Origin of the sequence: Rheinheimera nanhaiensis E407-8 (genome assembly GCF_000296695.1) — a bacterium.
Lineage (GTDB): Bacteria > Pseudomonadota > Gammaproteobacteria > Enterobacterales > Alteromonadaceae > Alishewanella > Alishewanella nanhaiensis.
In genome coordinates, this window is sequence record NZ_BAFK01000001.1 from 45106 (window position 1) to 70871 (window position 25766).

Consider the following 25766-nt stretch of genomic DNA (forward strand, 5'->3'; position numbering starts at 1 on the left):
AACCTGCGGCTAACTAACCAGCCGCCAATTTAACCAGCAAGAAGTGCCATACGGGCTAAAAATGCCTGGCCCCAGGGTGATACTAACCAAGCTACCAACAGGGTATTGCCAATAATTACAAAGCCAAATTCTCGCCTGAACGAGATTTTACTGCGCTTGTGCGCCAGTTGCTGCTGGGCGATATAAGCACCGGGCCAGCCGCCGATGAGGGCAAACAGTTGCAGGCTTTCTTCCGCCAGCCGGTTACCGTGGCGGGCAATGGCAGCCTCTTTATCTATTTTATACAGCCAGTAAGTCATTAAGCTGGCTTCAACATATAACAGCGGCAGCACATAAAGTAACTTGCCAAATAGCAGCGACAGGAGCACTGCAAGGAAAAACGCCAGCCGGAAAAACAGAGCAAACTGGCTGGCTTGCTCGATATCGGCGCTGCTACTAACTGGACGGCCACTAAGTGAGCTGTGTTTGGGTAGTGAACGCGGCGCAGCGGCTGGCTCAGTGGCAAAGCGCCAGGGTGCGGCAATGGCGCGGCCTTTTTTGTCGGTGCCTAAACTAAATTGCAGTTGATCACCTTGTTGCGGGCGGCCTTGGCTGCCGGCAAAGTCGCGGATATGAAAAAACAGTTTTTGCGCATTCTGCTGACACAAAACAAAGCCAAAGCCTTTATCGTCACGCCAGAACACTACGGTACCGGTTAATTGCATCGGGTTATCCTGCTGGCTGGTCTCGCTCCTTGAGACCAGCCTACTGTAGCAGAAGTTTAGTGTATCCTGGTCGAATCAGCCGGCAACTTTGTTATTTAATGTAACCTCAGTTGCTGATCGTTAACCGCATCGATAAATCTATCGCCTGAACATGTTTGGTCAGCGCGCCGCTGGAAATATAATCAACACCGCTGGCGGCCAGCTCAGTTAGCCGCTCGCTGGTAATATTGCCCGACACTTCCAGTTTGGCTTTGCCGCCGTTCATGGTTACTGCCTGCTTAATATCTGCCAGGCTAAAGTTATCCAGCATAATAATGTCGGCGCCGGCAGTAAGCGCCTGGCTAAGCTCATCCAGGTTTTCAGTTTCAACCTCTACCGGCTTGCCGGGAAAGTTGTGCCGGGCACTAGCGACTGCCTTGGCAATAGAGCCCGCGGCGGCGATATGGTTTTCTTTAATTAAGAACGCATCATACAGGCCGATGCGGTGGTTTTTGCCACCGCCTACCGTGACCGCGTATTTTTGCGCAAAGCGCAGGCCGGGGATGGTTTTGCGGGTATCCAATAAACGGGTATTACTGCCGGCCAAAAAGGTTACATAATGCGCGGTGGTGGTAGCAGTGGCGCTTAATAGCTGCAGAAAGTTCAGCGCTGTGCGCTCGCCGGTAAGTAACAACCTTGCCGGGCCGCTAAGGCTGCAAAGCAGGGTATTGGCGCTGACCTTATCGCCATCTTTTACCTGCCAGTTAACTGTCACCATGTCGCCTAACTGGCGGAATACTTCTTCAACAAAGGCGGTACCACAGACAACACAGTCTTCGCGGGTAATAATGGTGGCGCTGGCGTGCTGCGTGGCAGGAATTAAGGAGGCGGTAATGTCGCCTTGTTCCAGCGATAAAAAGCCGAGATCCTCGGCCAGGGCGGCGGCGACGGCGCGTTGTAGTTCTTGTTGCTGTAGGGTACTGTGGCTAGTGGTCATAGGTCAGTTCGATCGCAGTATTAATGTTGGATCAGCGTTAGCTGATTACCTTGTTGGTGAAATTCTAACTGTTTCAGCGCGCTCATGCCCAGCAATATCTCGCTGCCGGCCCCGCTATTGTTTAAGCCGGGCACTATGCTGGCCGGAATATTGTTTAGCACTATATCACCCAGTTGCAGTGTATCTATGCGGCTGGCGTAAGCGGTGGTGATACCGTTGGCAGTGCTAACTTGCATAGCGCGGCCAACCGGCAAGCCCAGTTTTTCTGCCGTGGCTTGCGCTATGGCTACAGTAGTGGCGCCGGTGTCGAGCATAAAATCGACCGGCTGGTTATTCACCAGTGCTGTGCCGACATAATGGCCGGCTTTATTGCGGATAAGCACGGTACGGGTTTCGCCGCGGCTGCCCTGCACACTGTTAAGCTGCTGGTTGGGGTTAAGCTGTTTATCAATGGTGTCGTCAAAAAACAAAAACAGCATCACCATTACAATAAGCCAGGCAATAATGGCGAAGGTCTTACCATAAGACTTTGTCGGTTCTGGTGCTTGCATTCGTCAGCTCGGCCAAGGACAATAGCGCCATAGCTTACTAACCAGATTGGTTAAAGGCAAAATTTCTGATGAAGCCGTGCTCGCTTGCGATAACGCAGCGCCCCAGTCCACACTGTGATGATCGCCCGCCAGGTGAGACCATCAGCCTGTTGGTGATCCATAATATCAGCCTGCCTGCCGGCGAATTTGCCGCCAAAGCCGCACACAGCTTTGTTGATGCACTGTTTATGGGCAGCCTGGATTGCACAGCACACCCCAGTTTTAGTGGCCTGCAGGGCGTTAGAGTGTCGGCGCACTGCGTAATATGGCGCGACGGCAGCGTATTTCAATATGTGCCTTTTGCCAAACGTGCCTGGCATGCCGGCGTCAGCCAGTTTGCCGGCCGCGAGCGCTGCAACGACTTTTCTATCGGTATTGAGTTAGAAGGCACCGACAATTTGCCTTATACTGAGCAGCAATATCAAAGCCTTATTGAGCTGACAAAAATGATCTGTCAGCAGTATCCGGCTATCACGCCACAGCGTATTACAGGCCACAGTGATATTGCGCCGGGGCGTAAAACTGACCCCGGAGCCGCCTTTGACTGGGCGCGCTATCGCAGTGCCATTGCAACGCTATGATAAAACGCGTGCAACTAGGCTGTAGTGTTGAAAGTGGTACTGTCAAAAGTAACCAGGTTAAAGCGGAATAAAAAAGCGCGAACAAGGGAGTTTTAGGTATGACCTTAATCAGTATGTTACTGGCATTAATTATTGAGCGCTTAGCCGTGCGCAGCGACGCCTGGCAGGCCAGCCGCTATTGCCGCAGTTATGTGCGCTTTACTGCCGGCTCTAAACTGAGTGTCCTGTCAGCACACAGCCTGGGGCAATACCTGTGGCTGGCGTTGCCGGGTGCCGTAGTTGCGCTGCTGCTGTGCTGGGTAGACAGCCATTTACTGACCTTTTTAGTTAATACGCTGTTGCTGCTGGTGGGTATCGGCTGTTGGCACTATCGTCAGCTGTACAAGCAGTATTTAAACGCCATGGACAGAGGCGATGAAGAGGCTGGTTTTATTGCTATGCAGCAAATCCGCACCCAGCTGGGCAGCGCCAGCGAGCAGTACAGCTATGGCCAGTTGTTACTTTGGCTCAATTTCCGTTACTACGCCGCTGTGGTGTTCTGGTTTTTATTGTTGGGTGCCTTTGGTGTTATTACTTATGTACTGGTGCGGCATTTGCAGGAGGCGGTTGACGAAAAAGACGCAGCCGATTACGCCGCGGTGCTGGGCAGTGACAGCAAAGTGGACTGTGTAGCCCATTGGGCGCTGTGGTTTCCGGCGCGGTTATTTGGCCTGGGTTTTGCGCTGGTGGGGCATTTCTCCCGCGCCTCTAACGCACTACTGAGTTACTTTTTAGACTTTACCGCCAGCAACGAGCAGGTGGTAATTGAAGTGGCGACCGCCGCCGAGCAAATTCCGGCCGAGAGCATTAATACGCTGGACGATACCAGCTATATGGTGCAGCTGGCTAAACGCAATATGCTGTTTTTCTTAGCCTTTACCGCCATTTTAACGCTTAGTGGCTGGCTGGGGTAAACCAGACTGTCAGATTAAAGGCGCCATCAGGGCGCCTTTTTTTATTGGCAATATTTTACTTCACACCAGTTTCACAGCCGCTATGGCACCCTTGGGTTGTACGTTAAATACAATCTAAAACAGGTGCTCACCATGAACAAAACCCGAGTGAACAAAATTGTAGTAAGTAAAGCTACCGTGAAAAAGACGCTACTCACTATTGGCGCTGTTATTACGCTAGTAGCCGCCGGCTGGTATGTATTATTTGGCTTAAAACCCTACAGTGTTAGCGCAAGTGAGATAACGCAGCGTTATGCTTACACCTTGTCGCAACCGGTGGACCTAACATTGCAGCGCGATAACGCCGATGATCAAAGCAATGGCTACCACTTTAACTACACCAGCTTTGACGGTGCCAAAGTGAATGGCTATCTGCGTTTACCTAAGCGCTCTGAAGACAACACCACAGCGGTACCGGTGCTGATAGGTGCCCATGCTATGGGGCGCTCATACCAGCGCTGGTGGCTGCCCAGTTACAAAGCGCGGGATACCCGGGAAAACACCGATCAGATTACTGCCATGGCACTGGCAAAGGGCTATGCTGTGGTCACTATTGATGCCCGTAACCACGGTGAACGTAAAAATCCGGATCTGGGGATTGCTGAGCTGCTACATAATCTGCACTGGTGGGGCGAGCGCGAACCCTACGAGGCCATGCTGATAGACACGGTGCGCGACCATAGAGTGCTGCTGGATTGGCTTACAACACAACCGCAGTTTGATGCGACAAGGATTGATGTCACCGGCTACAGTATGGGCGCGCATGTCAGTTTATTGCTGGCCGCAGTAGATAACAGAGTAAATCGGGTCGCGGCTATGGTGCCGCCGCATATCAACAATTACACAGCCATAGTGGCACCACTGAATATGCTCACTGGTTTACACGATAACCCGGTGCTATTGTTTAGCGCGAATGATGATGAATATGCCAGTAAAAAGCAGAATAAAGCCTTATTTGATGCCTTACCTCATAGCGACAAACAGCACCATGTGTTTGACGGCGGCCATGTGCTGCCAGCAAGCTATGTTCAGCATTTCGAGACCTGGTTGTAATGACAGCGGCAGCTAAACTTACGGTATTAGTAATTGAAGATAATCAGGCGATACAGGCGAATATCGCCGATTATTTTGCCATGCAGGGGGCTGGGGTGGATTTTGCCCTTAATGGCCGTCATGGCGCTGAGCTGGCACTGGCACACTATTACGATGTCATCGTACTGGATTTAACGCTGCCACAGTTAGACGGGCTGGATGTCTGCAGTTTGCTGCGGCAACAGGCCAACCGGCATATCCCAGTGTTAATGCTTACGGCACGTGACAGCCTGCAGCATAAGCTGGACGGCTTTGCCGCCGGGGCCGATGACTATTTGGTAAAGCCATTTGATTTAGCCGAATTATGGGCCCGCGTGCAGGTGCTAGCCAAGCGTCACCTGCAACACCATCACACGCTGACGCTGGGCAATATCCGGCTAAACCGGCATCTGCATCAGGTGCATTGCGATAGCAAACTGCTGGCGCTAAAGCCAATTGGCTTTAAGCTGCTGAGTATACTACTAGAAACCCACCCACGGCCGGTCAGCCGCACTGAGCTGTGCAGCAAGATTTGGGGTGATGAACCTACCGAATCAGACGCGCTGCGATCGCACTTGTATCAGTTACGCAAAACCCTGCAACAGCATGGGGCGTCAGTAAGTATTGAAACCCAACTGGGTGTGGGTTTTGCACTTAAAGCCGAGTCTGCCATATGACAGTGCTATCACTGCAGCGGCGTATTTTGCTCACCTTTATCGCTAGCTCGGCGTTGGTAGGGCTACTGTTTGGCGCCAGCGCCATTATTTTTGCTTACCATACTGAAGATCAGCTGTTTGCTTCGTTACTGCAAGCCGAAGCAGCTTATGCTGAGCAGCAGTTAGCGGCGGGCAGCACTGTACAGCCACGCCTGCCGTTTATCCGCTATGCCAGTGATATTGCCGCGCTGCCAAAGCCGATCCAAGCCAAGTTACAACAAGCGCCCGAGCGGCGCGAATTTGCGCTTGAGCAGGGCCAGCACTACCATCTGATGCCGTTGTCGCGCGGCTTTTTACTGGCCGATGTAACCGATCAGCTGATTGTCAGAGCAATACGGCCACAGCTGGCAGAGTTTTTACTGCTGCTGCTCGCTGTTGTGCTACTAAGTGCTGCCGGCTTTGCCTATGTGCTGGCCAGGCGGGTACTTAAACCCTTAAACACGCTGACGCAGCAGGTTGACAGCACGGCCCTGCAACCCGACAAGGCAGTAAGCGGTTTTGCCGACGATTTTGCCGCTGACGAAATTGGCCGTTTAGCCCAGGCGCTGCAGGCGGCCTGGCAGCGGGTGGCTGAATTTATCAGCCGCGAGCAGCAATTTACCCAGGACGTATCACACGAGCTGCGTACCCCGCTTACTGTGATGCAAGGCGCCCTGACCTTACTGCAGCATGGCCCGTTAAGCGCGCAACAACAGCAATATGTGCAGCGCCTGCAACTTGCCCAGCAGCAAATAAACCAGACCATAGACACCCTGGTGTTGTTGGCACGGGAGCAGTTGCCAGCCGCCGTGCCGGTAAAACTGTTACCTGTGGTAGAACAAAGTGTGTTGCAGCAGCAGGCTAAGTTAGCCGGCAAAGCCATTCGGTTGGAGCTGGATATTGCGCCCTCGGCACAGCTGATAATGGATCCAATGTCGCTGCTGATGCTACTAAATAACCTGATAGGCAATGCCTTTGACTATACCGCTGCAGGCGTTATTCGCATTAGCTTTGCCGGGCAGGTGCTGTCAGTACAGGATAGCGGGGCTGGGATAGATGAGCAGCTGCAATCGCAGGTATTTAACAGCGGTATTAAAGGTGCCAACAGCACCGGCATGGGCATTGGTTTGTCGCTGGTAAAACGTTTGTGTGATAAATGGCAAATTGCTTATCAGCTACAAAGTGATAACTCGGGCACCTGTATCCGGTTAACTTTCCCCTAAAATATTCTGGTCAGACCAATTGATTGGCTGTTTTCCTGTCGTGCACTTTCCAGAGTTATTACTCTAACTATTTTCCGCTTTTGCCTTTGCATAGATTCTCTGCTTTATTTACTTGTTATGCAGAAACTGCTACCGTATCGCCACTAAAAATAAATTGGTAATACCAATTTACACGCGGCCTGTAAAACGAATAAAAACAGCGCGTACCAACAGGAAAAACAATACTGCATGGCAGATTTCACCATTAAACCGGCTAAGCTTTCAGACCGCATTGTCGAGCAACTGGAAAACATGTTGCTGGAAGGCAGTTTTGCGCCGGGGCAAAAGCTGCCACCCGAGCGGGATTTAGCGCTAATGTTTGCCGTATCGCGGCCGTCACTGCGCGAGGCTATTCAAAAGCTGGAAGCCAAGGGCCTGGTGAGCCGGCGCCAGGGCGGCGGCACTTACGTTTGCGATAACCTGGCGGTGGGCTTAACCGATCCGCTGTTTGAGCTGATTGGCCGCCACCCGGAGTCACAGTTTGACTTGCTGGAGTTTCGCCACGCGTTAGAAGGCATTTGCGCATACTACGCGGCGCTACGTGGCACCGCAGCCGATTTTGCTCAGATTAAAAAGCATTACGATGCCATTTGCTCGGCGCAGCAACTAAATGATGTAGAGCAGGAAGCCAAAGCGGTAGGCAGTTTTTACCTGGCAGTGGCGGAGGCGTCACACAATGTGGTGTTGCTGCATTTAGTGCGTGGCTTAACGCCGCTGGTCGAGCAGAATATCCGGGTAAACCTGGAAACCCTGAAGCAAAAAGACGGCATAGGCGCCAAGTTAAATGCGCACCGGCAAACACTAATGCAGGCAGTGATTAACGGCAAGCCCGAGCAGGCGCGCCAGGCCAGTAATGATCATTTGGCCTTTATTGAAGAAGCCATGCTGGATGTGGGTAAAGAGCGCTCGCGTATTGAACGCTCGTTACGTCGCAGCCAGCAGGGTTAATTATTTTACTAACGCAGCGGCGCAACCATAGCGCTGGCGTGCACAACCAAAGGAAACTTCGATATGTCTGAAGTCAGTAAAGTTGACATCGACGCTCTGGAAACCAAAGAGTGGCTTGAAGCGCTGGAATCGGTAGTTCGCACACAAGGGGTAGAGCGGGCACAGTTCCTGCTGGAAAAAGTGCTGGAAGAAGCCCGGTTAGAAGGCGTAGACATGCCAACCGGTGTCACCACCAACTACATCAACACCATTCCACCGCAGCAAGAGCCGGCTTACCCGGGCGATGTGAACCTGGAGCGACGTATCCGTTCGGTGATCCGCTGGAACGCTATTATGATCGTGCTGCGTGGCTCGAAAAAAGAGCTGGATTTAGGCGGCCACATGGCGTCGTACCAGTCTTCTGCCGCCTTTTATGAAACCTGCTTTAACCACTTCTTCCGTGCGCCGAATGAAAAAGACGGCGGCGATTTAGTGTATTACCAGGGCCATATTTCACCGGGCATTTACGCCCGTGCCTTTGTTGAAGGCCGCTTAACTGCCGAGCAGCTCGACAGCTTCCGCCAGGAAGTCGATGGCAAGGGCTTATCGAGCTACCCGCACCCGAAATTAATGCCTGAGTTCTGGCAGTTCCCGACCGTATCTATGGGCCTGGGTCCTATCACCGCCATTTATCAGGCGCGTTTCTTAAAGTACTTAAACGGTCGCGGTTTAAAAGACACCAGCGCACAGCGCGTTTACGCCTTTTTGGGCGATGGCGAGATGGACGAGCCGGAATCACGCGGTGCGATAAGCTTTGCCGCGCGCGAGAAGCTGGGCAATCTGTGCTTTTTAATTAACTGTAACCTGCAGCGCCTCGATGGCCCGGTTATGGGTAACGGCAAGATCATTCAGGAATTAGAAGGCCTGTTCCGCGGCGCCGGCTGGAACGTGATCAAGGTAGTATGGGGCCGTGGCTGGGATAAGCTGCTGGCCAAAGACACTACCGGCAAGCTGCTGCAGCTGATGAACGAAACCGTAGACGGTGATTACCAGACCTACAAAGCCAACGACGGTGCCTATGTGCGTAAGCACTTCTTTGGCCGTTATCCGGAAACCGCGGCACTGGTTGCCGATATGACTGACGAAGAAATTTTTGCGTTAAAACGCGGTGGCCATGAGCCGTCAAAACTGTTTGCTGCCTTTAAAGCGGCACAGGCCTGCACCGATAAGCCAACGGTTATCCTGGCGAAAACGGTAAAAGGTTACGGTATGGGTGAAGCGGCGGAAGGTAAGAATATCGCGCACCAGGTAAAGAAAATGGACATGACGCATGTGCTGCAACTGCGCAAGCGTTTAGGCCTGGAAGATTATATCAGCGAAGAGCAGGTAAACGAGCTGCCGTATATCAAGCTGCCGGAAGGCTCGCCCGAGCTGGAATACCTGCATGCCCGGCGTAAAGCGCTGCACGGTTACACACCGGTACGTCTGCCTAACTTTACCAAAGCGCTGACCTTACCAGAGCTAAGTGCCTTTGACGGCCTGCTGGAAGAGCAAAAGCGTGAAATCTCCACCACTATGGCCTATGTGCGGGCGCTGAATATCCTGCTGAAAGATCAGCATATCGGTAAGCAAATAGTGCCGATTATTGCCGACGAAGCCCGTACCTTTGGTATGGAAGGTTTATTCCGCCAAATCGGTATTTATAACCCGGGCGGCCAGAACTATACGCCGGAAGACCGTTCAGTCGTCAGTTACTATAAAGAAGACACCGGTGGCCAGGTATTGCAGGAAGGCATTAACGAGTTAGGTGCGATGTCGTCCTGGGTGGCGGCGGCAACCTCATACAGCACCAACGATTTGCCGATGATCCCGTTTTACATTTACTACTCGATGTTTGGTTTCCAGCGCGTGGGCGATATGGCCTGGCTGGCCGGCGATCAGCAAGCGCGTGGTTTCTTATTAGGCGCCACCGCAGGCCGCACCACGCTAAACGGCGAAGGTTTACAGCACGAAGATGGCCACAGCCATATTCTGGCCGGCACGGTGCCGAACTGTATCTCGTACGACCCAACTTATGCCTATGAGCTGGCGGTAATTCTGCAAGACGGTATCCGCCGCATGTACGGCCCGGAGCAGGAAAACATTTATTACTACATCACGGTAATGAATGAAAACTACCACCACCCGGCGATGCCAAAAGGCGCCGAAGAAGGTATTCGGAAGGGTATTTATAAGCTGGAGAGCTTAAACGGCGACCGTGGCAAGGTACAGCTGCTGGGTTCAGGCACCATTTTAAATGAAGTGCGTAAAGCCGCTGACATTTTAAGCAAAGATTATGGTGTGGCGTCAGATGTGTACTCAGTTACCTCGTTTAACGAGCTGGCGCGTGATGGCCAGGACGTTGAGCGCTTTAACATGCTTAACCCGGATGCCAAAGCGAAAACGCCATACATCGCCAGCGTAATGGGTACAGCGCCGGCTATTGCCGCCACCGACTACATGAAAAACTATGCGGATCAGGTTCGCGCCTTTATTCCTGCGGTGTCGTACAAGGTGCTGGGTACCGACGGTTTTGGCCGCTCGGACAGCCGTGAAAACCTGCGCCGTCACTTTGAAGTAAACGCCCACTATATAGTGGTGGCGGCGCTGACTGAGCTGGTGAAGCAAGGCGAGTTGAAAAAATCGGTAGTCAGCGATGCGATTAAGAAATTTGGCATCGATACCGGCAAAATCAACCCGCTGTACGCATAAGAGGATTATTCATGACTATTGAAATTCATGTTCCGGATATTGGTGCAGATGAAGTTGAAGTTACCGAAATTCTGGTAAAGGTGGGCGACAAGGTTGCCGCCGATCAGTCACTGTTAAGTGTTGAAGGCGATAAAGCGTCGATGGAAGTGCCTGCGGCTGAGGCCGGTGTGGTAAAAAGCATCAACGTTAAAGTAGGCGACAAGGTAAAAACCGGCAGCCTGATCATGACTTTTGCAGGCGAAGGCGCCGCAGCGGCAAAAGAAGAAGCCAAAGCCGAAGCTAAAGCTGAGCCAAAAGCCGATGCAGCACCGGCGAAAAAAGCCAGCGGTTCTGCAGTGCAGGAGGTAAAGGTACCGGACATTGGCGGTGATGCGGTAGAAGTAACCGAGATTATGGTTAAAGTTGGCGACACCGTTGCTGCCGACCAGTCACTGCTGAGCGTTGAAGGTGATAAAGCCAGTATGGAAGTGCCGGCACCTTTTGCCGGTAAGGTAAAAGAAATCAAAATCAGTGTCGGTGACAAGGTCTCTACCGGCAGCCTGATTATGCTGTTTGAAACCGAGGGCGGTGATGAGACAGCGCCAGCATCTGAAGCTAAAGCTGAAACAGCAAAAACCGAAGCCAAAGCTGAACCCAAAGCAGAGGCCGCACCGGCAGCCTCAGCGCCATCTGCCAGCAGCGATGGCTTTGTCGAAAACAGTGCCTATGCGCATGCGTCACCGGTTATCCGTCGTTTGGCGCGCGAATTTGGTATTAACCTGGCCAAGGTGAACGGCACAGGCCGTAAAGGCCGGGTGGTGAAAGAAGACGTACAAAACTACGTGAAGCAGCTGGTAAAACAGGTTGAAAGTGGCGCTGGTGCCGCATCTGGTGCCGGCAATAGCATGGGCTTTGACTTAATCGCCTGGCCAAAAGTCGACTTTGCCAAATTTGGCGAAGTGGAAGCCAAGCCGCTGTCACGTATTCAGAAGTTGTCCGGCGCTAACCTGCACCGTAACTGGGTGCGCATTCCGCATGTTACCCAGTTCGATGAAGCTGATATCACTGGCCTGGAAGAGTTCCGCAAAGAGCAAAACGCGCTGGCAGATAAGAAAAAGATGGGTGTTAAGTACACGCCGCTGGTGTTTATCATGAAAGCGGTAGCCAAGGCGCTGGAAGAATTCCCCACCTTTAATAGCTCACTGTCGGAAGATGGCGCCAGTTTAATTCTGAAGAAATACGTGCATTTAGGCATAGCGGTCGATACGCCCAATGGTCTGGTAGTGCCGGTAGTGAAAGACGTGAACAAAAAAGGCATTATCGAGCTGTCGCGCGAGCTGCAGGATATCTCGGCCAAGGCGCGCGAAGGTAAGCTTACCGCCAGCGATATGCAGGGCGGCTGCTTTACTATTTCCAGCTTAGGTGGCATTGGCGGTACGGCCTTTACGCCTATCGTGAACGCGCCGGAAGTGGCCATTTTGGGCGTGTCAAAATCGGACATTAAACCCAAATGGAACGGTAAAGAGTTTGAGCCTAAGCTGATGCTGCCACTGAGTGTATCTTACGATCACCGCGTGATAGACGGCGCGCTGGCAGCGCGCTTTACTGCCACCCTGGCCAGCTATTTAGCCGATATTCGCCAGATCATTATGTAAAGTGCAGCCTTACGGCAGAGAAAACTGCCGTAAGGCGAAAATCTTAGGTTACACAGCGGCGGCTGTGATGTTAAAATTCCGCCACTTTTTTCGCCTGATAGCCGTACCCTACATACAGTTATCAATGAACCGAACTGACCCGATATAAAAGGTAATACGATGAGCAACGACATTAAAACCCAAGTAGTGGTGCTGGGCGCAGGCCCTGGCGGTTACTCTGCAGCCTTCCGTGCAGCAGATTTAGGTTTAGAAGTTACCCTGGTTGAAGCCCGCAGCACCTTAGGTGGCGTGTGCTTAAACGTAGGTTGTATTCCGTCTAAAGCCTTATTACACGTTGCTAAAGTGATTGACGATGCTAAAGAGATGGCATCACACGGTGTGACCTTTGGTGAGCCGAAAATCGATTTAGACAAAATCCGTAGCTGGAAAGACAAAGTCGTTGGCCAACTGACCAACGGCCTGGCCGGTATGTCTAAAATGCGTAAAGTAAAAGTGGTTACCGGTTACGGTAAATTTACCGGCGCCAACACCTTACAGGTTGGCGACACCAAAATTACCTTTGAACACGCTATTATCGCGGCGGGTTCAGAGCCGGTATCACTGCCGTTTATTCCAAAAGATGACCCACGCGTTATCGACTCGACCGGTGCACTGGAATTAAAAGACATTCCGGGCGAAATGCTGGTATTAGGTGGCGGTATTATCGGCCTGGAAATGGGTACCGTGTACCGTGCACTGGGTTCTAAAGTGTCAGTCGTTGAATTTGCTGATCAGTTAGTACCAGCAGCCGATGCTGATATCGTTAAAGCCTACACCAAGTACAACAAAGACAACTACAACATTATGTTGTCGACCAAAGTGGTTGGCGTAGAAGCGAAAAAAGACGGTTTGTATGTAACCTTCGAAGGCAAAAACGCACCGGAAAAAGCGGTACGTTATGACAAGATCTTAGTCGCCGTTGGCCGTAAGCCAAACGGCGCGCTGTTAGATGCGGCCAAAGCCGGTGTTAACGTAGACGAGCGCGGCTTTATCAATGTTGATAAGCAACTGCGCACCAACGTGCCACACATTTATGCCATCGGTGACGTTATCGGCCAGCCAATGTTAGCGCACAAAGCGGTACACGAAGGCCACGTAGCGGCCGAGGTGATCTCTGGCCTGAAGCACTTCTTCGACCCGCGTTGCATTCCATCAGTCGCCTATACCGATCCGGAAATGGCCTGGGTAGGGGTTACCGAGAAAGAAGCCAAAGAGCAGGGCTTAAAAATTGAAACCGCTACCTTCCCATGGGCAGCGTCTGGCCGTGCTATCGCTTCAGCCCGTACTGAAGGCTTCACCAAGCTGATTTTCGACAAAGAAACGCACCGTATTCTGGGTGGCGCTATTGTCGGTATCAACGCCGGTGAAATGCTGGGTGAAATCTGCTTAGCAGTAGAGATGGGTGCCGACGCCGAAGATATCGCGTTAACTATCCACGCTCACCCAACGCTGAACGAGTCTATCGGTTTAGCAGCAGAGATTTACGAAGGTTCAATCACCGACCTGCCAAACCCGAAAGCGAAGAAGAAGTAATTTTTCTGAGTTAAGTGTTTAAGTCAAAGGCCGCGAATGCGGCCTTTGTTGTTTTTGCATAACAGATATTCCAATCCACTTATCAGCACTAAAGATTCTTCTCAGCCAGTCGAAGTTAAAATGTTGTTATATGGTTTATAAAGTGTAAAATAAAACTCTTTTTGCACATTAAGGGATCTAATATGGCGACTATTCAACTACTTATAGGTGGTTCTGCCTTAGTACCAACAGTAGGTAACAGGACGTTAAAAAAATATGAGATTGCAAAGGCGTCGACACAAGACAAAACGGTAACGCTAGACCGGGTGCTGGCCGCTCGTATACGTAATGCGCTGATGCATGAAGTAGATTGGCTAGAAACAATGCCGGTGGGTGATTTTCGTAAATTGCTCGCTTTCCAAGGTTTTAATACCGCCAGATTTTCTGATGAGTCAATGGTCAGGGATCTGAAAACAGAAGCATCTTTATTAAGAGAAATTGCAATACGCTTACTGCGTGACGATGTGATTAAAGCTGAAACGCCAATTATTATTTCTGGAAATGTGTCCGGTGCAGTTGGGATGGCTGCAAAGGTTTTAGGCCCAACGGCTGTGGCAAACTTTAGTTCTGTTGGTGTTACGCTGTGGTGGGATTGTAAGTCAGACTGTCGCATCGAGAGTATCCATGTCACGGATAAAAAGCTGCATAAGGTTATTAAGCCATGAAGAGAATACTAGCCGTTGTATTGTTAATTTCAGCCTGCAGTACATCAGCAACCAATTATCCTTACCTTGGCTGTCAGTGGTTTATTCCTGCAGAGTATAAAAAGATTTCAGATAACGAATACCGTAGACTGCCATCTGCAAATGAGCCAGAACGCTCATTTAGCTCTGTGATGTTTACCAGCGTTACGCCACAACATCTGGATACTTATGTTGAGCTGGAGAAGCTTGCAGATACCGAGGTTCTGGTGGTTTCACACCCGGCTACAAGCAATCTAAGTTTTAAATCACTGTTCGTTAATCGCAAAACCAGGCTTGGCAGCACTCTTAAAAGCGATACTCTATTAGTATCGAAAGACGGCTTAGCAGTATCAATGCTGGACGTGGCGTCAACGGATAGCTTTCACATGACCAGCGCTTGTGTACCCGCACAGGTAGTCGAGCAGCATTACGCTGTGCAACAGCAACTGGCACAGGGTATTAAGCCGTTTCTTGAAACTGATCATGGCCTAAACATCTTAGTGCCGGCGCAAAACTGATTTTGATGAGAAAAAGCTCGCCAAGCTGTTATTCCTAAAACGGAATATAAGAGCCGCGCGAAATAAACAGGCTTTGGTTATTTTTATCGATTTTTTCATTTCAAGCGGCGTTATGGCTGAGATGGCATTTAAGCAGCAAAACGAGCTAAAGCTGTTTCAGTACTATGCACAGGCCAGCTGTTTAGCCACCGCCTTTACTGAGGGTGAAATTTACGACCAGGCAGTAAGTGCGCTAAATGGTTACCGCGAGTTTGGAGCTATGCCGCTGGAAGCCTATGAAGAGTTGAACGAGCCGATACAGCAATGGTTGAAAAAGGACTATGCCACCCAAGCGGGTAAGCAAAATAACCTGATGAAATGCATTGATTTTGCCGAGTCTGAGGTCTTAACAAAGATCTATCAGGGCTCCGCTGCTGAATCGCCGTGTAAAAGTAAAAAGTAAGTTCTTTTCAAGTAAAACCATCAAAAAGTCGCTTCCACGACTTTTTGATTTTGTTAGGGGGGGGTAAGTCCTAATTTAATCGTTCTTATTGGATTTTAAAAACTGAAGTATATTATTGAAATGCTGCTTTGACTCTCCAGTAAATGGCATAGATGTAGAAAGTATGTTCTTCATCAACTTATGAAGATGACCTTTATTTTTTACTGTGTTGTCAAGTAGTGAGTTAACATAGTTTTGGTTGAAATTATATTTGCTTATTGATGAGTTATACCAGAATAAGGCTTCTTTTATAAAATCGATATTGGAGTAATTAGTAGTGAAACATAGTTTTCCATACAGGTTAGCTATAGTAAATTCCGCATTCATTGTTGTTTTATCTCGAGTGCTATCAAAAAAAGCTTTCTTTGCATAGTCAATGGCATTCATTAAGCTTGGTTGGTCTTTTAAAATTCTATCCATTGCTTTTGCTCTTTGCAGCCAATAATCTGGGTCATTGCTAAGAATGCTCTCTAAATCACTATATAGACCTATTAATAATTTTCCTGCGCCCTCTCTCCTGAAGAAAAACTGATTAATTGTATCAAACATGATCACTTTTTTCGCAATTGGATTGAGGTCAATATTTCTGTAAAACTCCGAGATTAGTTCAATAATTATATTTTTTGTTTTCTCTGCGCCATTTTTAATAGAAAATCCGTTTATGGCGTTGAATAGCCAGACTTTTGAATTTACCACAATTTTAAACTTAGACTTGTGATTTCTCTCTGAACGATCTGTTTCTATTATCTCAAGTAAGGGATTAAACTTTTTTGCTAGAGCTGCGGACTCTGAATTGCCAAACCCAAGATGCCTGCTAATGCTTATATAAACTTTATCAAGGACTGCAAGAATTAACAGTAACTTTAGTTCGTTATTTTGAATATCCTCTTTGAAATGTAAAAAATCTGCTCTTATATATGGATAGTGAATCGATGAGTTGTACGTGTTGTTGAGTATTGTTTGTTTTCTTTTCCATTCAATAATCCCTAGAAGCGATAAGTTTCTATTTATATCTGAGGTTTCATGATCATCCAAGCTGTTTCGCAATTCAAAAAAATTATCTTCGAATTCTGGAGTCAAAAAAACATTTGATACATCAACTTCTGTTGGGTTGCAAGCGATTAATATTGAAACATTGTTATTCTTCAGTGCCTTAATTTCCTTGCGGAGAGTGTAGGCTTCTTCGTATGACACAACATTAGAGTCAATTAAAACAACAGAGTTAGATAGTCTGGTTAATTTATCTATGTCCTCAGAGCTGATTGATGAGTCTGAAGGGATATAGTAAACATTCCTATCTTTCACATGAATGGTTATTGTCTTTAAAAGTAAAGATTTTCCTGAGAATCTTCTCCCCTTAATTATTGTTACATTGTTTTTATTTATGCTATTTATTACATCCGGTGTGATGCTTCTTTTTGAAATGTAGTATGGTACGCCAAACCTTATTAGTTCACTGTTGTTGTCAAAGTTTTGCAGTAGAAAGTTTATGTTTTTGTTTTTATCTTTTTCAACTGTAAATATGTTTGATGATTTAAAGTTTTCAAAATCTATTTTATCGTCAAAATCTTCGCTATTAAACGCGGTGTTTACTATTTTGTATATTTCATCAAAGTCGTTTACAATAATCACGGTATTTATATTGTAATCTTCAAGAGAATCTAGTGTTATCGTGTCAGGAGTTTGTCTAGTGAAGAATATTCTTTTTGAACTGACGCTTTTATCTTCCTTTGCGCCAGATACTGCATGGATTATATCTATTTCCCGATCAAGGCTGCAGCCTATATAAATAATGTTGCTTTCAGATATGTCGTTTTTTAAAGCGTTAAGTATAGATTCATTTTTTGTTAGGCTTCTAATGTACTGCGCATCGGAAAATATTAAAGAGTCAGATTCTGAGTATGTTATTTCTTCAGTTGCGCATCCATGTATTTTATAAAGTAAATGGTGGTCTCTAATTCTGTGCTGTAGTTTCTTGTATGGTAATACTTTTTTAATTTTCTTATTTTCTCGCTCTATAGCATCATCTATGTTTAACGTGTAGATGTACTTCCAATCATTATTGATAAAATCTTTTTTTAGTTTATCTAATTTTACTTCAGTGAAGTATGAGGTTAGATCCTGTATTATTAGTTCTTTTTTAGAGTGTTTGAGATATGACTTTGAAACTTTTTTTAGATCGGAATCTTTCAGGGCTGCTATTAGGTTTTCGTCAGCACTACTCTTAATAAGGGTTCTAATCATTATCTCTTTGAGCTGTTTTCCATCAGGAACTTTTGCGTTTTTCGCTTCACAGTTTCTTGTGAAACCAGATCCTAAAATAGGAATTAATCCAGAGCTTAAAATGCAACTTTTTATTATTTCGACTGATTTATTAAATTCTTTATCTATTATGTTTATCACTTATTGCCTCTTAGTCATTAAATGGCTTATATTTTTGAATCGATAAGTATAAATACGAAATGCATTTCTTTACTGTCGTTGAGTTTTAATTATCGTGAAGATTGTTAACTAGATTACTTAAAATCGTATACAGGTCAAGTAATTAGTTGTCTAGTTTAAGTCTTTCGAAATCCTTATTGCCGTCGGTACCTTGTCTTTCTTGAGTATCGTTTTTAATATTAGGACGTTTTATGCGCTGGAAGCGTTTTACTTTACCGCTATTACTGCTTTTCTCCCCGCTAGCCTTGAGCCAGAAGCAATATACCGAAGCGGCGTGTTTGCTGCTGCAGCACCAAATAGTGCAATTTGCTGCTCAGCCAAATAGCCATAACTACCTAAGCGCTAAGCGTGAAGTGGATAACCACTGCCTAAACCCGATACCGGCACCGGTAAAAGATGTGGTGCTAACTAATATTCCTGCCAAACCCGTAACCGTTAGCAGCGTTAAAAACACCGTCACCACCAAGCCGGTTAACACTGCAACTGCCACTAAAGCCACAACACCGCCGCCGGTTAAGCCTGCGCCCGCTGCAGCACCAAAACCAGCTGATGTACTAAAGGGCTATTTTGCCCCGGTAGCAGCACTTTTTGGTGCCATATTGGCACTGCTTGGCGGTATGCTGGCAATGCTGTTGTTGCTAGTTATTGTTGTCGTCTTGATAGGATTTATTGCCGCCCGCTACGGCGCACGTATTAAAGGTGCTATGGAGGAGCGGGCGCTGCATAAAGTGCTGGTGAAAGAGCTGCCGGCCAGTTATCAGCATTACCGTAACTTGGTCATACCCACTGCCAAAGGCGATTTTACCGAGGTAGACCACCTGGTGCTTAGCCCCTTTGGTATTTTTGTCATTGAAGTAAAAAACTACCGCGGCTGGATTTTTGGTGGCGAAAAGCAGCCGCAGTGGACGCTACAGCGCTTTCGCAGCAAGCACCCGTTTATGAACCCGCTGCACCAAAACTACAAACATACGCAGGCGGTAAAACAGCTGCTGGGGTTAACTGGTAAAGATGCCGATAGCGTGCAGTCTATTGTCGCCTTTGGCCGACATGCCGAGTTTAAATTTCAAATACCGCCAAACGTAATGTATACCTCGCTGGTGGGAGACTACATTAACGATTTTTATCAGCCCTGCTTTAGTGACGAGCAGATGCGCATGTTTAGCGCCCGGCTAAATATGGCCAAAGCCGGTAAAAAGGTGCTGCGCAAACTGCATATGCAGCAGTTTGGTGCTTAGCTTTGATTATTCGGAGTAGGGTAAGATGTAATCGGTTGGCTTCGTCGGTTTGATGTTAGAACATCAGTGCTTGTCTAAATATCTGCTTTAGAGGTTCAAGGTTCAGGTTAGCACCGGCAATATTTGCATTTACCCATTGTTGCTGCGATATGGGCGGCCAGAGAATTTCGTAGCCCAGCAGAAATGCCATTTCTTCGAAAAAGAAGCGTTGCGCCCGCCCGTTGCCGTCTCGGAAGGGGTGCAACATGTTTAGTTCGCAATATAAGTCAGCCATTGCATCGGCCATCATGTCTTTGCTGCTAATCTGCTCAAGGGCAGGGATAAGCGCTATCAGTTTGTCAGCCTCTGGCTCTATGCGTTGACAGTTACAGAATCGAGTTGTGCCTTTGCTAATGTCTACGGTACGAAGTTGACCTGCCCAGGCGTATATATCCTGAAAAAGCTGATAATGCAGATGTTGTAAGTGTGCCAGTGTCAGTTGTTCTAACGAGGTAAGTGCTGATTGGTAGTTTCGATATCGGGCTAAGCTTAAAGCAGCCTCTGCTTCGGCCAGTTCTTTTGTATTGCGGATATTCAACAGATTAACTAGGACATCGCTGGCTGGGTAGCAATACACATCCTGCAAAACGCCATATTTATCGCGCATACTGACGGCGTAACTGCTCGATAGTTTTACCCTTGTTTTCTTGTTTCAACCGCATACCTTCGTATTGCAGGCTGGTTTCATAGTTTTGCGGATTAGGTATAAACTTAACCGGCTTTTCTTTAACGCTGTGGGGATAGGGCTTAGTCATATTTCCTCCTGACAGTGGCTAAAGTTTACTCTGTTAATACCGTTACTGCCAGTTTGTGGCTATGTCTCAATTGCAACTGAACTGCCTGAATGTGACGAAACTGCAATGTTTTTACTCATACCGCTGGCATTCAAATACCAGCTGACCCGTTGGATAAGGTTCTGCTTTATCGCCATAATGCAGCAGTTCCAGCCTGCTGTGATGTTTGCCTGTGCCAGGGTTGAAATAAGATGCGCTGTAAGCTCTTACCGGCGCAGCCGGCGCCGGTGGCTGCACTTGCAGATAAAAATCCAGAATATGCGGTATGTCGGTAATGTCGGTGCGGTTAACACTCACTATAAACGTATGGTCTTTTACAGTGAATAGTGGCTTGGCAGCAGGGTTTGCTGCATCCAGCATTACTGTGCGCTCTTGTATGTCGTCCAGACTAAAGCCGGGATAATCAAGCGGGATCAAGTTACAGCTGAGTTCCAGTTGAGTCAGGCTGGCTTGTGATGCGGTGCTAAACACAGCGGCAAGCATAGTGATCAGAATTTTGGACATCGCGCGAAATCCCTACCGCGAATATGGTATTTCGCGCTGGGTTTGCCAGTCACTTTGCAAAATCCACAGCATGCCAAGCGCGAACAGGACGCAAAATGCACTAATGCCTGTGCCGAACAATAAGGCTTTGGGTTTATGGATAAACATATGTAATTAAGCGTTGCAGCTACCGTTAGTGACGACTTTGCCTAAATTGCGGCAGCAGTTTACATTTTTGCAGTGATGGATCCTCTGCGCAGTCTGCAACCGCCAGTTCAACACAATGCTCAGCCGTAATGGTAAAAACCATGACTTTGTCATGCAGCCATTGCCGTGATTGAAGTTCGCACTCGCTGTAACCTGATGCCTGCAGGTAGCTTGCAGTTGGGTAGTGGATAAGCTGCGGCAGTATTATGGCACTGGCCAGACCGCCAAAAAAAATCAGGCTGGCGGTTTTGTTTTGACTGGCACTCACCGTTTTACCCTGCAGTTTTCGGATGCCAAAATACACCAACATACAGCCAATAAGTGCGGCACCAAAACAGTAAAAAGCACCTTTGTTAAGCGTGACCGCTGCTGAATGGTTCAGCAACCCCTGAAACAGTAAAGACAGGTAATACCCGAAGTAGACAAAACCAAAACCTGTTAATAAAGCGAATACTGCCAGCCCGGCAGCTAACTGCCACCGAGCTAATTCATTTTCATCTCTTTGCATTAAAACAGCCTTGGTGACAGAAAACGGTCTAACTGGTGTTTGGCAGTATCAATAATAATGCGCCTGGCCGAGTCAACAATATAATCCAGTACTGGCTTAGCCGCTTTGGCTGCTGTTCGGGCGGCTCTGTTCTGCATATCTTGTTTCAGTTGCTGTGCATAGCTCTGTGTTCTGTTAGATAGCTCTTCTAAACCTTGTACAACCTTGTCGGAAATCCCGTACTTTTCATCCAGCGAGTTAAGTGCAGGTGTTAATAGCAAACCTACCAATACCACCGCGGCAATAGGTCCTACAGCTATACCTATTGCTGCGCCAACCGCAATTGCTCCCCAGGCTACGCCGGCAGTAATGGCAATTTTCACCACATCAACCGCTAAATTACCAATTAACTGGGTAAGTGTTGCTTCATCGCGTAAAAAATAATCGGCAATTCGATAAGCGCCGACCAGAAACAACGTAAGGATGCCCCCGGCTCTAACGGATGCTTGAGCAGCATGTTTACCTAAGCCAAGTGCCATTACCTGAGTGTTGTTTGCCAAATAACGGGTGCCAGTTAATGTCCTGCGAAGACCTGCACGACCTTTAAGAATGATGTACGATTTACCGTTGTAGGATTTTACGTAAGCCTGACCCATGCCACCTAGTGCATAACCGAGCTGCGCGAGTTTAGAAACGTCACCACCTAAGGCCAGATAGTTAGCGCCGAACTCTACAGTCCCACGCAACTGCTCCCATAAAGACTTTGCCTGCGGCTTACCTTTTGCTGCTTGATCATTAACGATTTCAGTCATCATCTCGGGTGAAATGACACAGACTTCGTGTTGATTTTCCTGAATGACGCGCTGCATATTACGTTTTTGGTAATCCGTTAGCATGGTATGTCCTTTCGCTAAGTATTGAAAATATGCGCTCAAGTTTAAACATCGAATTCTTTTTGTTCAAATTTAATTTACATTTTGTTTAACGTGGCGAAGGTGTTCTCTGCCTGATTATCTTTGGTAGGTTGGGCAAATTGTGTTTGATTTCTTGTGCGCCTGTGGTGCACATAGCAAACTAAAAATGGCTTAACTTACGCTAAAGCTTACTTAAACCTCACCTGCTGCAAATGCGGATTTTGCACCGTGACTTCCAATAGTGCTATGTCTTCCAGCAGCACTAGCTGCTCGGCTTGATGCTGCTGGATAACTAAACATTCCTGCCGCTGGTCGTTGTAGCGGGTGATGAGCGCCGTGCCGGTGAACACGGCGCCTGAGCTTAGTGTGAGCTTAAGCGGGTAGTGGTACAGACACACTATTTCAATATAGTCATGTAAGTCACATTTGAGCATAAGGCCCCCGATTAGTTTGCCGGTAAGTTACTAACGGCCAGTTTACGCCTGGGCCGGTAGCGCTGCCATAGCAGCAGTATGCCGGTGAGGGTAAACAGCAAAGACGCGCCAGCGGTGGTGATAAGCAGCGGGTTATTAAAGTCGCTGCGGGTGTCGTAATCCATAATATGCAGCATCCAGAAAAAGTCGAACCAGCGCCAGCTGTCGGTGCGCACCCTAAGCACAGCGCCGGTGGCCGGGTCGAGATAAAAATGTGTGTTGTCACTGTCGTTAAACTGCAGCTGCCATAGTGGCGTGGGTAAATGGCGCACTTCGGCGGGCGCTTGTTGCAGTAGTGTGATGCCGCTGAATGCGCCATCGCCCAGATACTGTGCCTGTGCCAGTTGGGTTATTTGCTGCTCAGATAGCGGCGTTAATAACCGGCCATCAGCACTGCTGTAACGATACTGCTTACCGGCATCGTCAACCAGATACACCGGCATGGCGATAAGCTGCTGCTGATTGCTATTCGGATTATTTAAGCTTAGTTGTTGGCTAAAGCTTAGCTGTGCCTTGGTGCTATGCTGTGCCAGCACCGACGCCGGGCTTACCTGTGCCTGCTGCCAATTCACCACAGGCTGCTGGCGTAAATGTTCGCCGCGTACCTGTTCAATTGGCAAGATTGCCATTATCAGGCCACTTAAAAACCACAACAGGATTTGCACGGCAAGAATCAGCCCCAGCCAGTTGTGCAGACGGCGACAGCTTTTCAACATAACAGATTATCTCTTTAGCATAATCTGCCTATAACAGCAGAAACTGGCGGCCAAAGTAAAGCGGCAAAATGCCGCTTTGTTGGGTCAGTAAACTGCCAGTGTAACTAGTACTGGCGGCTGCGGCGGTTGTCGCGGACAAGCCACCAGATTAAATAGCCGACAATAATAACCGGCAATATGGTGACTGCCAGGCTGATAACCACACCCAAAATGGCGCCGAAAATGCCGATCGCAATACCAAAGGCGGCGGCCAGTATGGCTAATAAGGTGGGCAGGCAGTAAATGCCGACAATGATTAATAATACGATGGCAACTGTTCTGGTCATCTTGAGATCCTTTATAACGGTGAGTGTAATTACCATGTTGTAATCAATAGCCGTGCCATTATTTATTTTGTTTTAAATCATGCATTTAAATTCTGTTTCGTTCTGCGCTAAACGGCTGGTCTGCACGATTTGGCGAAATTAACTATTTATTGGTGAAAACCCTAAAAGTAAACAGCCGTCGCGTTGTTAACCCGTCGTGCTGTTAACATTAAAGGCTGTTAATTTTTGCGGTTGCTGCTAGCATAGAACCAGATTATTTCAGGGATGACCCATGCGCGTTGTAGGACTAAGTTGCTTATTACTCTTGTTATTGTCGCCGCTGCTGTATGCCCAGCAGCGTTTAAGCGAGGGCGCCTGTATTTTGCTGCTGCAGCAAATAGACCGCTTTAGCCAGCAAAAACAGAGCAGTAACTACCGCAACGCCAAACGCGAGTACGATTTATATTGCCAGCCAGTGGCACAACCGCCAAAGCCGCAGGTGGCTGCGCCGGTGGCAAAGGCGCCGGTGCCGACAGCACCCGCGCCTCAAGCGCAAGGGCCCGAAGCAGCAAAACCAAACCCGGCAGCGCAGCCAACAGCGCAGCCAATACAGCCGCAAACAGCAAAAGATCTTGATACCGCGCCGCAAACCGCCGCACAGCCAAAGCCGGCCACGGATGCTGCAGCGCCAACACACGCTAAGGCCGAAACCACAACAGGTGTGGCCGCCGATAACCCCTCTGAGGCAGGCCAAACGGCAGACGCAACACCGCACCCTGAGGAGGCGGCGCAAGCCCTGCCGGCACCTGCGCTAACAGCAGCAGCTGCCAGCACTGATACGCCAGCAGCGAACCTCAGCGCTGATGCGCTACTGATGCGTATTCTCACCAGTATTCCGTTGATTGCCGCCAACCTGGTGGCGTTGTTACTGCTGGTGTTTTTAATTACCTCCTGGTTTGGCCTTAACTTACCCGGTTTTAAAGGGGTGTTTGCCGAATACAAGCTAAACCGGCTGTTACGCTGGCGCTTACCGGCGCAGTATCAGCATTTTCGTAAACTGAAATTGTTCACCAGTAAAGATGAGCCGGTCGTGGTTGATCATCTGGTATTAAGCCCCTGCGGCATTTTTGTCATTCTGGTAAAAAGTGATCGTGGCCGCATTTGGGGCAGTGACACCCAGGCGAACTGGGTAAGGCAGTATTTTGGCCGCAAAAGCCAGTTAATGAATCCGCTGCATCAGAACTTTAAAAACACCGAAGCGGTGCGCAACTTGCTGCAAATGTCTGCTTACGATGCCACCGAGCAGTTGCACTCGGTGGTGGCGTTTAACCGGGTGGCCAGGTTTGAGTCGGCCATGCCGGTCAATGTCTGTTATGTCGATGGTGTGGCCGCTTTTATTAAAAGCTTTACCCAGCCGTGCTTAACTGACGAGCAACTGCAGCGCTTTGCTGCGGTGCTCAAGCAGGCCAGCACCGGCTAAGGTCAGATTGTGACTAAGGCTACAGCTTGGTAAAGTAAAGTTCTACCTGCTGATAATACAGCCGGGTGAGCCCTTCAAAGCCGGAGTCGGTGCCAATAAATACCCAGATACTGCCATCACTGTTGCTGGTAAATTGCAGTGGTGTGCGTCCGGCCCCCACCACGGTTTTGCTGGCAAAACCCAAGCCATCACAGCTTAAGCCGTTAGCGGCAATGTCGCCGATAACCCGGCCATGGCTGCCATCCTGGCTCTGCTGGCCTTTGTCGACGTTTAAATAATAGCCATCTTGCAGCGGTTGCTGCTCGGCATAGCCAAACTTCAGGTATACCGCCTCACCGGGCGCGCCGCCAATGCCAACACAGCCGGCACCGGCGTTAGTGAGCAGCTGCACCGCGACCGACAGCTGATAACGGCTGGAGGGCTCAAGGCCGGTGATTTGCCGGCTGATGTACATAAATAAATCATCACTGCGGTTCATGCCGGCCAGATAAAAGCCTTTGCCAATAAAGCCTGCTGGCAGGTCACGCAGGCCGCTGTCTAACTCGTAGATCTCGGCGTTGTCGCTGTCATAGTCGGCAAACCCGGCTTGCCACTGTTGGGTGCTTTGGCTGAAATTGTAATATTGGCCGTTTAGCGTGTTGCTGTCATTGTTGCAGCCGCTAAGCAGCAAAACACTGCCTGCCAGCACCGATGCACGAAAAAGCATACTGTTGCT

27 protein-coding genes are annotated in these 25766 nt (G+C 48.7%); 14 read left to right on the plus strand and 13 right to left on the minus strand.

The genetic code is table 11. The features are described 5' to 3' along the window. Window positions 1–29 precede the first annotated feature (29 nt). From RNAN_RS00215 to RNAN_RS00225, 3 genes are all read right to left on the minus strand, one after another. Window positions 30–704, minus strand: coding sequence for a DUF1294 domain-containing protein (locus RNAN_RS00215; RefSeq protein ID WP_008217523.1), 675 nt, complete (start codon window positions 702–704; stop codon window positions 30–32). Between the two features lie 106 nt (window positions 705–810). Then, a complete protein-coding gene (nadC, locus tag RNAN_RS00220) occupies window positions 811–1680 on the minus strand; it encodes a carboxylating nicotinate-nucleotide diphosphorylase (RefSeq protein WP_008217525.1) in 870 nt (289 codons plus the stop codon). Between the two features lie 20 nt (window positions 1681–1700). After that, window positions 1701–2231, minus strand: coding sequence for a retropepsin-like aspartic protease family protein (locus RNAN_RS00225; RefSeq protein WP_008217528.1), 531 nt, complete (start codon window positions 2229–2231; stop codon window positions 1701–1703). A gap of 68 nt (window positions 2232–2299) precedes the next feature. On the opposite strand from RNAN_RS00225, the gene ampD reads away from it, so the two are divergent. From ampD to RNAN_RS00285, 12 genes are all read left to right on the plus strand, one after another. Further along, the gene (ampD, locus tag RNAN_RS00230; protein ID WP_008217529.1) at window positions 2300–2851 is read left to right on the plus strand and encodes a 1,6-anhydro-N-acetylmuramyl-L-alanine amidase AmpD; all 552 of its coding nucleotides are present in this window, start codon (window positions 2300–2302) and stop codon (window positions 2849–2851) included. Window positions 2852–2949: 98 nt separating this feature from the next. Beyond that, a complete protein-coding gene (gene ampE, locus RNAN_RS00235) occupies window positions 2950–3804 on the plus strand; it encodes a regulatory signaling modulator protein AmpE (RefSeq protein ID WP_008217531.1) in 855 nt (284 codons plus the stop codon). 132 nt (window positions 3805–3936) lie between these two features. Continuing rightward, entirely contained in the window at window positions 3937–4896 is a 960-nt protein-coding gene (locus RNAN_RS00240) for a dienelactone hydrolase family protein (RefSeq protein ID WP_008217533.1), read from the plus strand. Beyond that, window positions 4896–5591: a response regulator transcription factor gene (locus tag RNAN_RS00245; protein ID WP_008217536.1), complete on the plus strand. Its 696-nt coding sequence runs from the start codon at window positions 4896–4898 to the stop codon at window positions 5589–5591. The genes RNAN_RS00240 and RNAN_RS00245 overlap by 1 nt, the downstream gene beginning before the upstream one ends. Further along, window positions 5588–6832, plus strand: a complete 1245-nt coding sequence (locus tag RNAN_RS00250) for a sensor histidine kinase (protein ID WP_008217538.1) — start codon at window positions 5588–5590, stop codon at window positions 6830–6832. The genes RNAN_RS00245 and RNAN_RS00250 overlap by 4 nt, the downstream gene beginning before the upstream one ends. Before the next feature lie 228 nt (window positions 6833–7060). Further along, window positions 7061–7819 (plus strand): pyruvate dehydrogenase complex transcriptional repressor PdhR, encoded by a 759-nt coding sequence (gene pdhR, locus RNAN_RS00255; RefSeq protein ID WP_008217540.1) that lies wholly within the window; start codon window positions 7061–7063, stop codon window positions 7817–7819. Window positions 7820–7882: 63 nt separating this feature from the next. Next, window positions 7883–10549, plus strand: a complete 2667-nt coding sequence (aceE, locus tag RNAN_RS00260) for a pyruvate dehydrogenase (acetyl-transferring), homodimeric type (RefSeq protein ID WP_008217542.1) — start codon at window positions 7883–7885, stop codon at window positions 10547–10549. Window positions 10550–10560: 11 nt separating this feature from the next. Beyond that, on the plus strand, window positions 10561–12183 hold the full coding sequence (gene aceF / locus RNAN_RS00265) for a pyruvate dehydrogenase complex dihydrolipoyllysine-residue acetyltransferase (RefSeq protein WP_008217544.1): 1623 nt from the start codon (window positions 10561–10563) through the stop codon (window positions 12181–12183). A gap of 159 nt (window positions 12184–12342) precedes the next feature. Beyond that, complete coding sequence (lpdA, locus tag RNAN_RS00270; RefSeq protein ID WP_008217546.1) at window positions 12343–13755, plus strand: dihydrolipoyl dehydrogenase; 1413 nt, start codon at window positions 12343–12345, stop codon at window positions 13753–13755. Window positions 13756–13937: 182 nt separating this feature from the next. After that, on the plus strand, window positions 13938–14459 hold the full coding sequence (locus RNAN_RS00275) for a hypothetical protein (protein WP_008217548.1): 522 nt from the start codon (window positions 13938–13940) through the stop codon (window positions 14457–14459). 170 nt (window positions 14460–14629) lie between these two features. Continuing rightward, on the plus strand, window positions 14630–14995 hold the full coding sequence (locus tag RNAN_RS00280) for a hypothetical protein (protein ID WP_040551342.1): 366 nt from the start codon (window positions 14630–14632) through the stop codon (window positions 14993–14995). Window positions 14996–15107: 112 nt separating this feature from the next. Further along, window positions 15108–15437 carry a T6SS amidase immunity protein Tai4 family protein gene (locus RNAN_RS00285; protein WP_008217552.1) on the plus strand — a complete coding sequence of 110 codons (330 nt, stop codon included), beginning with the start codon at window positions 15108–15110 and terminating at the stop codon, window positions 15435–15437. Window positions 15438–15512: 75 nt separating this feature from the next. On the opposite strand, the gene RNAN_RS00290 is transcribed toward RNAN_RS00285, so the two are convergent. After that, window positions 15513–17879: an SIR2 family protein gene (locus RNAN_RS00290; RefSeq protein WP_008217554.1), complete on the minus strand. Its 2367-nt coding sequence runs from the start codon at window positions 17877–17879 to the stop codon at window positions 15513–15515. 230 nt (window positions 17880–18109) lie between these two features. On the opposite strand from RNAN_RS00290, the gene RNAN_RS18565 reads away from it, so the two are divergent. Continuing rightward, window positions 18110–19153: a nuclease-related domain-containing protein gene (locus RNAN_RS18565; protein WP_008217556.1), complete on the plus strand. Its 1044-nt coding sequence runs from the start codon at window positions 18110–18112 to the stop codon at window positions 19151–19153. Between the two features lie 55 nt (window positions 19154–19208). Here the strand turns inward: RNAN_RS18565 and RNAN_RS00300 are convergent, their stop codons facing one another. The 8 genes from RNAN_RS00300 to RNAN_RS00330 form a co-directional block, all read right to left on the minus strand. Beyond that, window positions 19209–19799 (minus strand): Fic/DOC family protein, encoded by a 591-nt coding sequence (locus RNAN_RS00300; RefSeq protein WP_008217558.1) that lies wholly within the window; start codon window positions 19797–19799, stop codon window positions 19209–19211. After that, window positions 19789–19947, minus strand: coding sequence for a hypothetical protein (locus RNAN_RS19305; protein ID WP_008217560.1), 159 nt, complete (start codon window positions 19945–19947; stop codon window positions 19789–19791). Before RNAN_RS19305 ends, RNAN_RS00300 begins: the two co-directional genes overlap by 11 nt. Before the next feature lie 111 nt (window positions 19948–20058). After that, window positions 20059–20490 (minus strand): hypothetical protein, encoded by a 432-nt coding sequence (locus RNAN_RS00305; RefSeq protein WP_008217562.1) that lies wholly within the window; start codon window positions 20488–20490, stop codon window positions 20059–20061. A 172-nt stretch (window positions 20491–20662) separates the two neighbouring features. Beyond that, window positions 20663–21184, minus strand: coding sequence for a hypothetical protein (locus RNAN_RS00310; RefSeq protein WP_008217565.1), 522 nt, complete (start codon window positions 21182–21184; stop codon window positions 20663–20665). Beyond that, window positions 21184–22059, minus strand: a complete 876-nt coding sequence (locus tag RNAN_RS00315) for a hypothetical protein (protein ID WP_008217566.1) — start codon at window positions 22057–22059, stop codon at window positions 21184–21186. Before RNAN_RS00315 ends, RNAN_RS00310 begins: the two co-directional genes overlap by 1 nt. A gap of 206 nt (window positions 22060–22265) precedes the next feature. Next, window positions 22266–22511: a Rho-binding antiterminator gene (locus tag RNAN_RS00320; RefSeq protein WP_008217567.1), complete on the minus strand. Its 246-nt coding sequence runs from the start codon at window positions 22509–22511 to the stop codon at window positions 22266–22268. Window positions 22512–22522: 11 nt separating this feature from the next. Next, entirely contained in the window at window positions 22523–23266 is a 744-nt protein-coding gene (locus RNAN_RS00325; protein ID WP_008217569.1) for a PepSY domain-containing protein, read from the minus strand. A 104-nt stretch (window positions 23267–23370) separates the two neighbouring features. Then, a complete protein-coding gene (locus RNAN_RS00330) occupies window positions 23371–23592 on the minus strand; it encodes a hypothetical protein (RefSeq protein ID WP_008217571.1) in 222 nt (73 codons plus the stop codon). A 271-nt stretch (window positions 23593–23863) separates the two neighbouring features. Here RNAN_RS00330 and RNAN_RS00335 point away from each other — a divergent pair, with 271 nt between their 5' ends. Next, complete coding sequence (locus RNAN_RS00335; RefSeq protein WP_040551345.1) at window positions 23864–25051, plus strand: nuclease-related domain-containing protein; 1188 nt, start codon at window positions 23864–23866, stop codon at window positions 25049–25051. 19 nt (window positions 25052–25070) lie between these two features. On the opposite strand, the gene RNAN_RS00340 is transcribed toward RNAN_RS00335, so the two are convergent. Continuing rightward, window positions 25071–25757, minus strand: coding sequence for a hypothetical protein (locus tag RNAN_RS00340; protein WP_008217574.1), 687 nt, complete (start codon window positions 25755–25757; stop codon window positions 25071–25073). Window positions 25758–25766 lie beyond the last annotated feature (9 nt).

Bases quoted from the DNA above. Each gene is read 5' to 3' on its own strand.
- RNAN_RS00250 (WP_008217538.1), top strand. From the start codon at position 5,588: ATGACAGTGCTATCACTGCAGCGGCGTATTTTGCTCACCTTTATCGCT.
- RNAN_RS18565 (WP_008217556.1), top strand. From the start codon at position 18,110: ATGCGCTGGAAGCGTTTTACTTTACCGCTATTACTGCTTTTCTCCCCG.
- RNAN_RS00310 (WP_008217565.1), bottom strand. From the start codon at position 21,184: ATGCAAAGAGATGAAAATGAATTAGCTCGGTGGCAGTTAGCTGCCGGG.
- RNAN_RS00285 (WP_008217552.1), top strand. From the start codon at position 15,108: ATGGCTGAGATGGCATTTAAGCAGCAAAACGAGCTAAAGCTGTTTCAG.
- RNAN_RS00240 (WP_008217533.1), top strand. From the start codon at position 3,937: ATGAACAAAACCCGAGTGAACAAAATTGTAGTAAGTAAAGCTACCGTG.
- RNAN_RS00280 (WP_040551342.1), top strand. From the start codon at position 14,630: ATGTTTACCAGCGTTACGCCACAACATCTGGATACTTATGTTGAGCTG.
- ampD (WP_008217529.1), top strand. From the start codon at position 2,300: ATGAAGCCGTGCTCGCTTGCGATAACGCAGCGCCCCAGTCCACACTGT.
- RNAN_RS00315 (WP_008217566.1), bottom strand. From the start codon at position 22,059: ATGCTAACGGATTACCAAAAACGTAATATGCAGCGCGTCATTCAGGAA.
- RNAN_RS00335 (WP_040551345.1), top strand. From the start codon at position 23,864: ATGCGCGTTGTAGGACTAAGTTGCTTATTACTCTTGTTATTGTCGCCG.
- RNAN_RS00275 (WP_008217548.1), top strand. From the start codon at position 13,938: ATGGCGACTATTCAACTACTTATAGGTGGTTCTGCCTTAGTACCAACA.
- RNAN_RS00325 (WP_008217569.1), bottom strand. From the start codon at position 23,266: ATGTTGAAAAGCTGTCGCCGTCTGCACAACTGGCTGGGGCTGATTCTT.
- RNAN_RS00340 (WP_008217574.1), bottom strand. From the start codon at position 25,757: ATGCTTTTTCGTGCATCGGTGCTGGCAGGCAGTGTTTTGCTGCTTAGC.
- RNAN_RS00320 (WP_008217567.1), bottom strand. From the start codon at position 22,511: ATGCTCAAATGTGACTTACATGACTATATTGAAATAGTGTGTCTGTAC.
- nadC (WP_008217525.1), bottom strand. From the start codon at position 1,680: ATGACCACTAGCCACAGTACCCTACAGCAACAAGAACTACAACGCGCC.
- aceE (WP_008217542.1), top strand. From the start codon at position 7,883: ATGTCTGAAGTCAGTAAAGTTGACATCGACGCTCTGGAAACCAAAGAG.
- pdhR (WP_008217540.1), top strand. From the start codon at position 7,061: ATGGCAGATTTCACCATTAAACCGGCTAAGCTTTCAGACCGCATTGTC.
- RNAN_RS00305 (WP_008217562.1), bottom strand. From the start codon at position 20,490: ATGTCCAAAATTCTGATCACTATGCTTGCCGCTGTGTTTAGCACCGCA.
- RNAN_RS00225 (WP_008217528.1), bottom strand. From the start codon at position 2,231: ATGCAAGCACCAGAACCGACAAAGTCTTATGGTAAGACCTTCGCCATT.
- RNAN_RS00215 (WP_008217523.1), bottom strand. From the start codon at position 704: ATGCAATTAACCGGTACCGTAGTGTTCTGGCGTGACGATAAAGGCTTT.
- lpdA (WP_008217546.1), top strand. From the start codon at position 12,343: ATGAGCAACGACATTAAAACCCAAGTAGTGGTGCTGGGCGCAGGCCCT.
- RNAN_RS00300 (WP_008217558.1), bottom strand. From the start codon at position 19,799: ATGCGCGATAAATATGGCGTTTTGCAGGATGTGTATTGCTACCCAGCC.
- RNAN_RS19305 (WP_008217560.1), bottom strand. From the start codon at position 19,947: ATGACTAAGCCCTATCCCCACAGCGTTAAAGAAAAGCCGGTTAAGTTT.
- aceF (WP_008217544.1), top strand. From the start codon at position 10,561: ATGACTATTGAAATTCATGTTCCGGATATTGGTGCAGATGAAGTTGAA.
- RNAN_RS00330 (WP_008217571.1), bottom strand. From the start codon at position 23,592: ATGACCAGAACAGTTGCCATCGTATTATTAATCATTGTCGGCATTTAC.
- ampE (WP_008217531.1), top strand. From the start codon at position 2,950: ATGACCTTAATCAGTATGTTACTGGCATTAATTATTGAGCGCTTAGCC.
- RNAN_RS00245 (WP_008217536.1), top strand. From the start codon at position 4,896: ATGACAGCGGCAGCTAAACTTACGGTATTAGTAATTGAAGATAATCAG.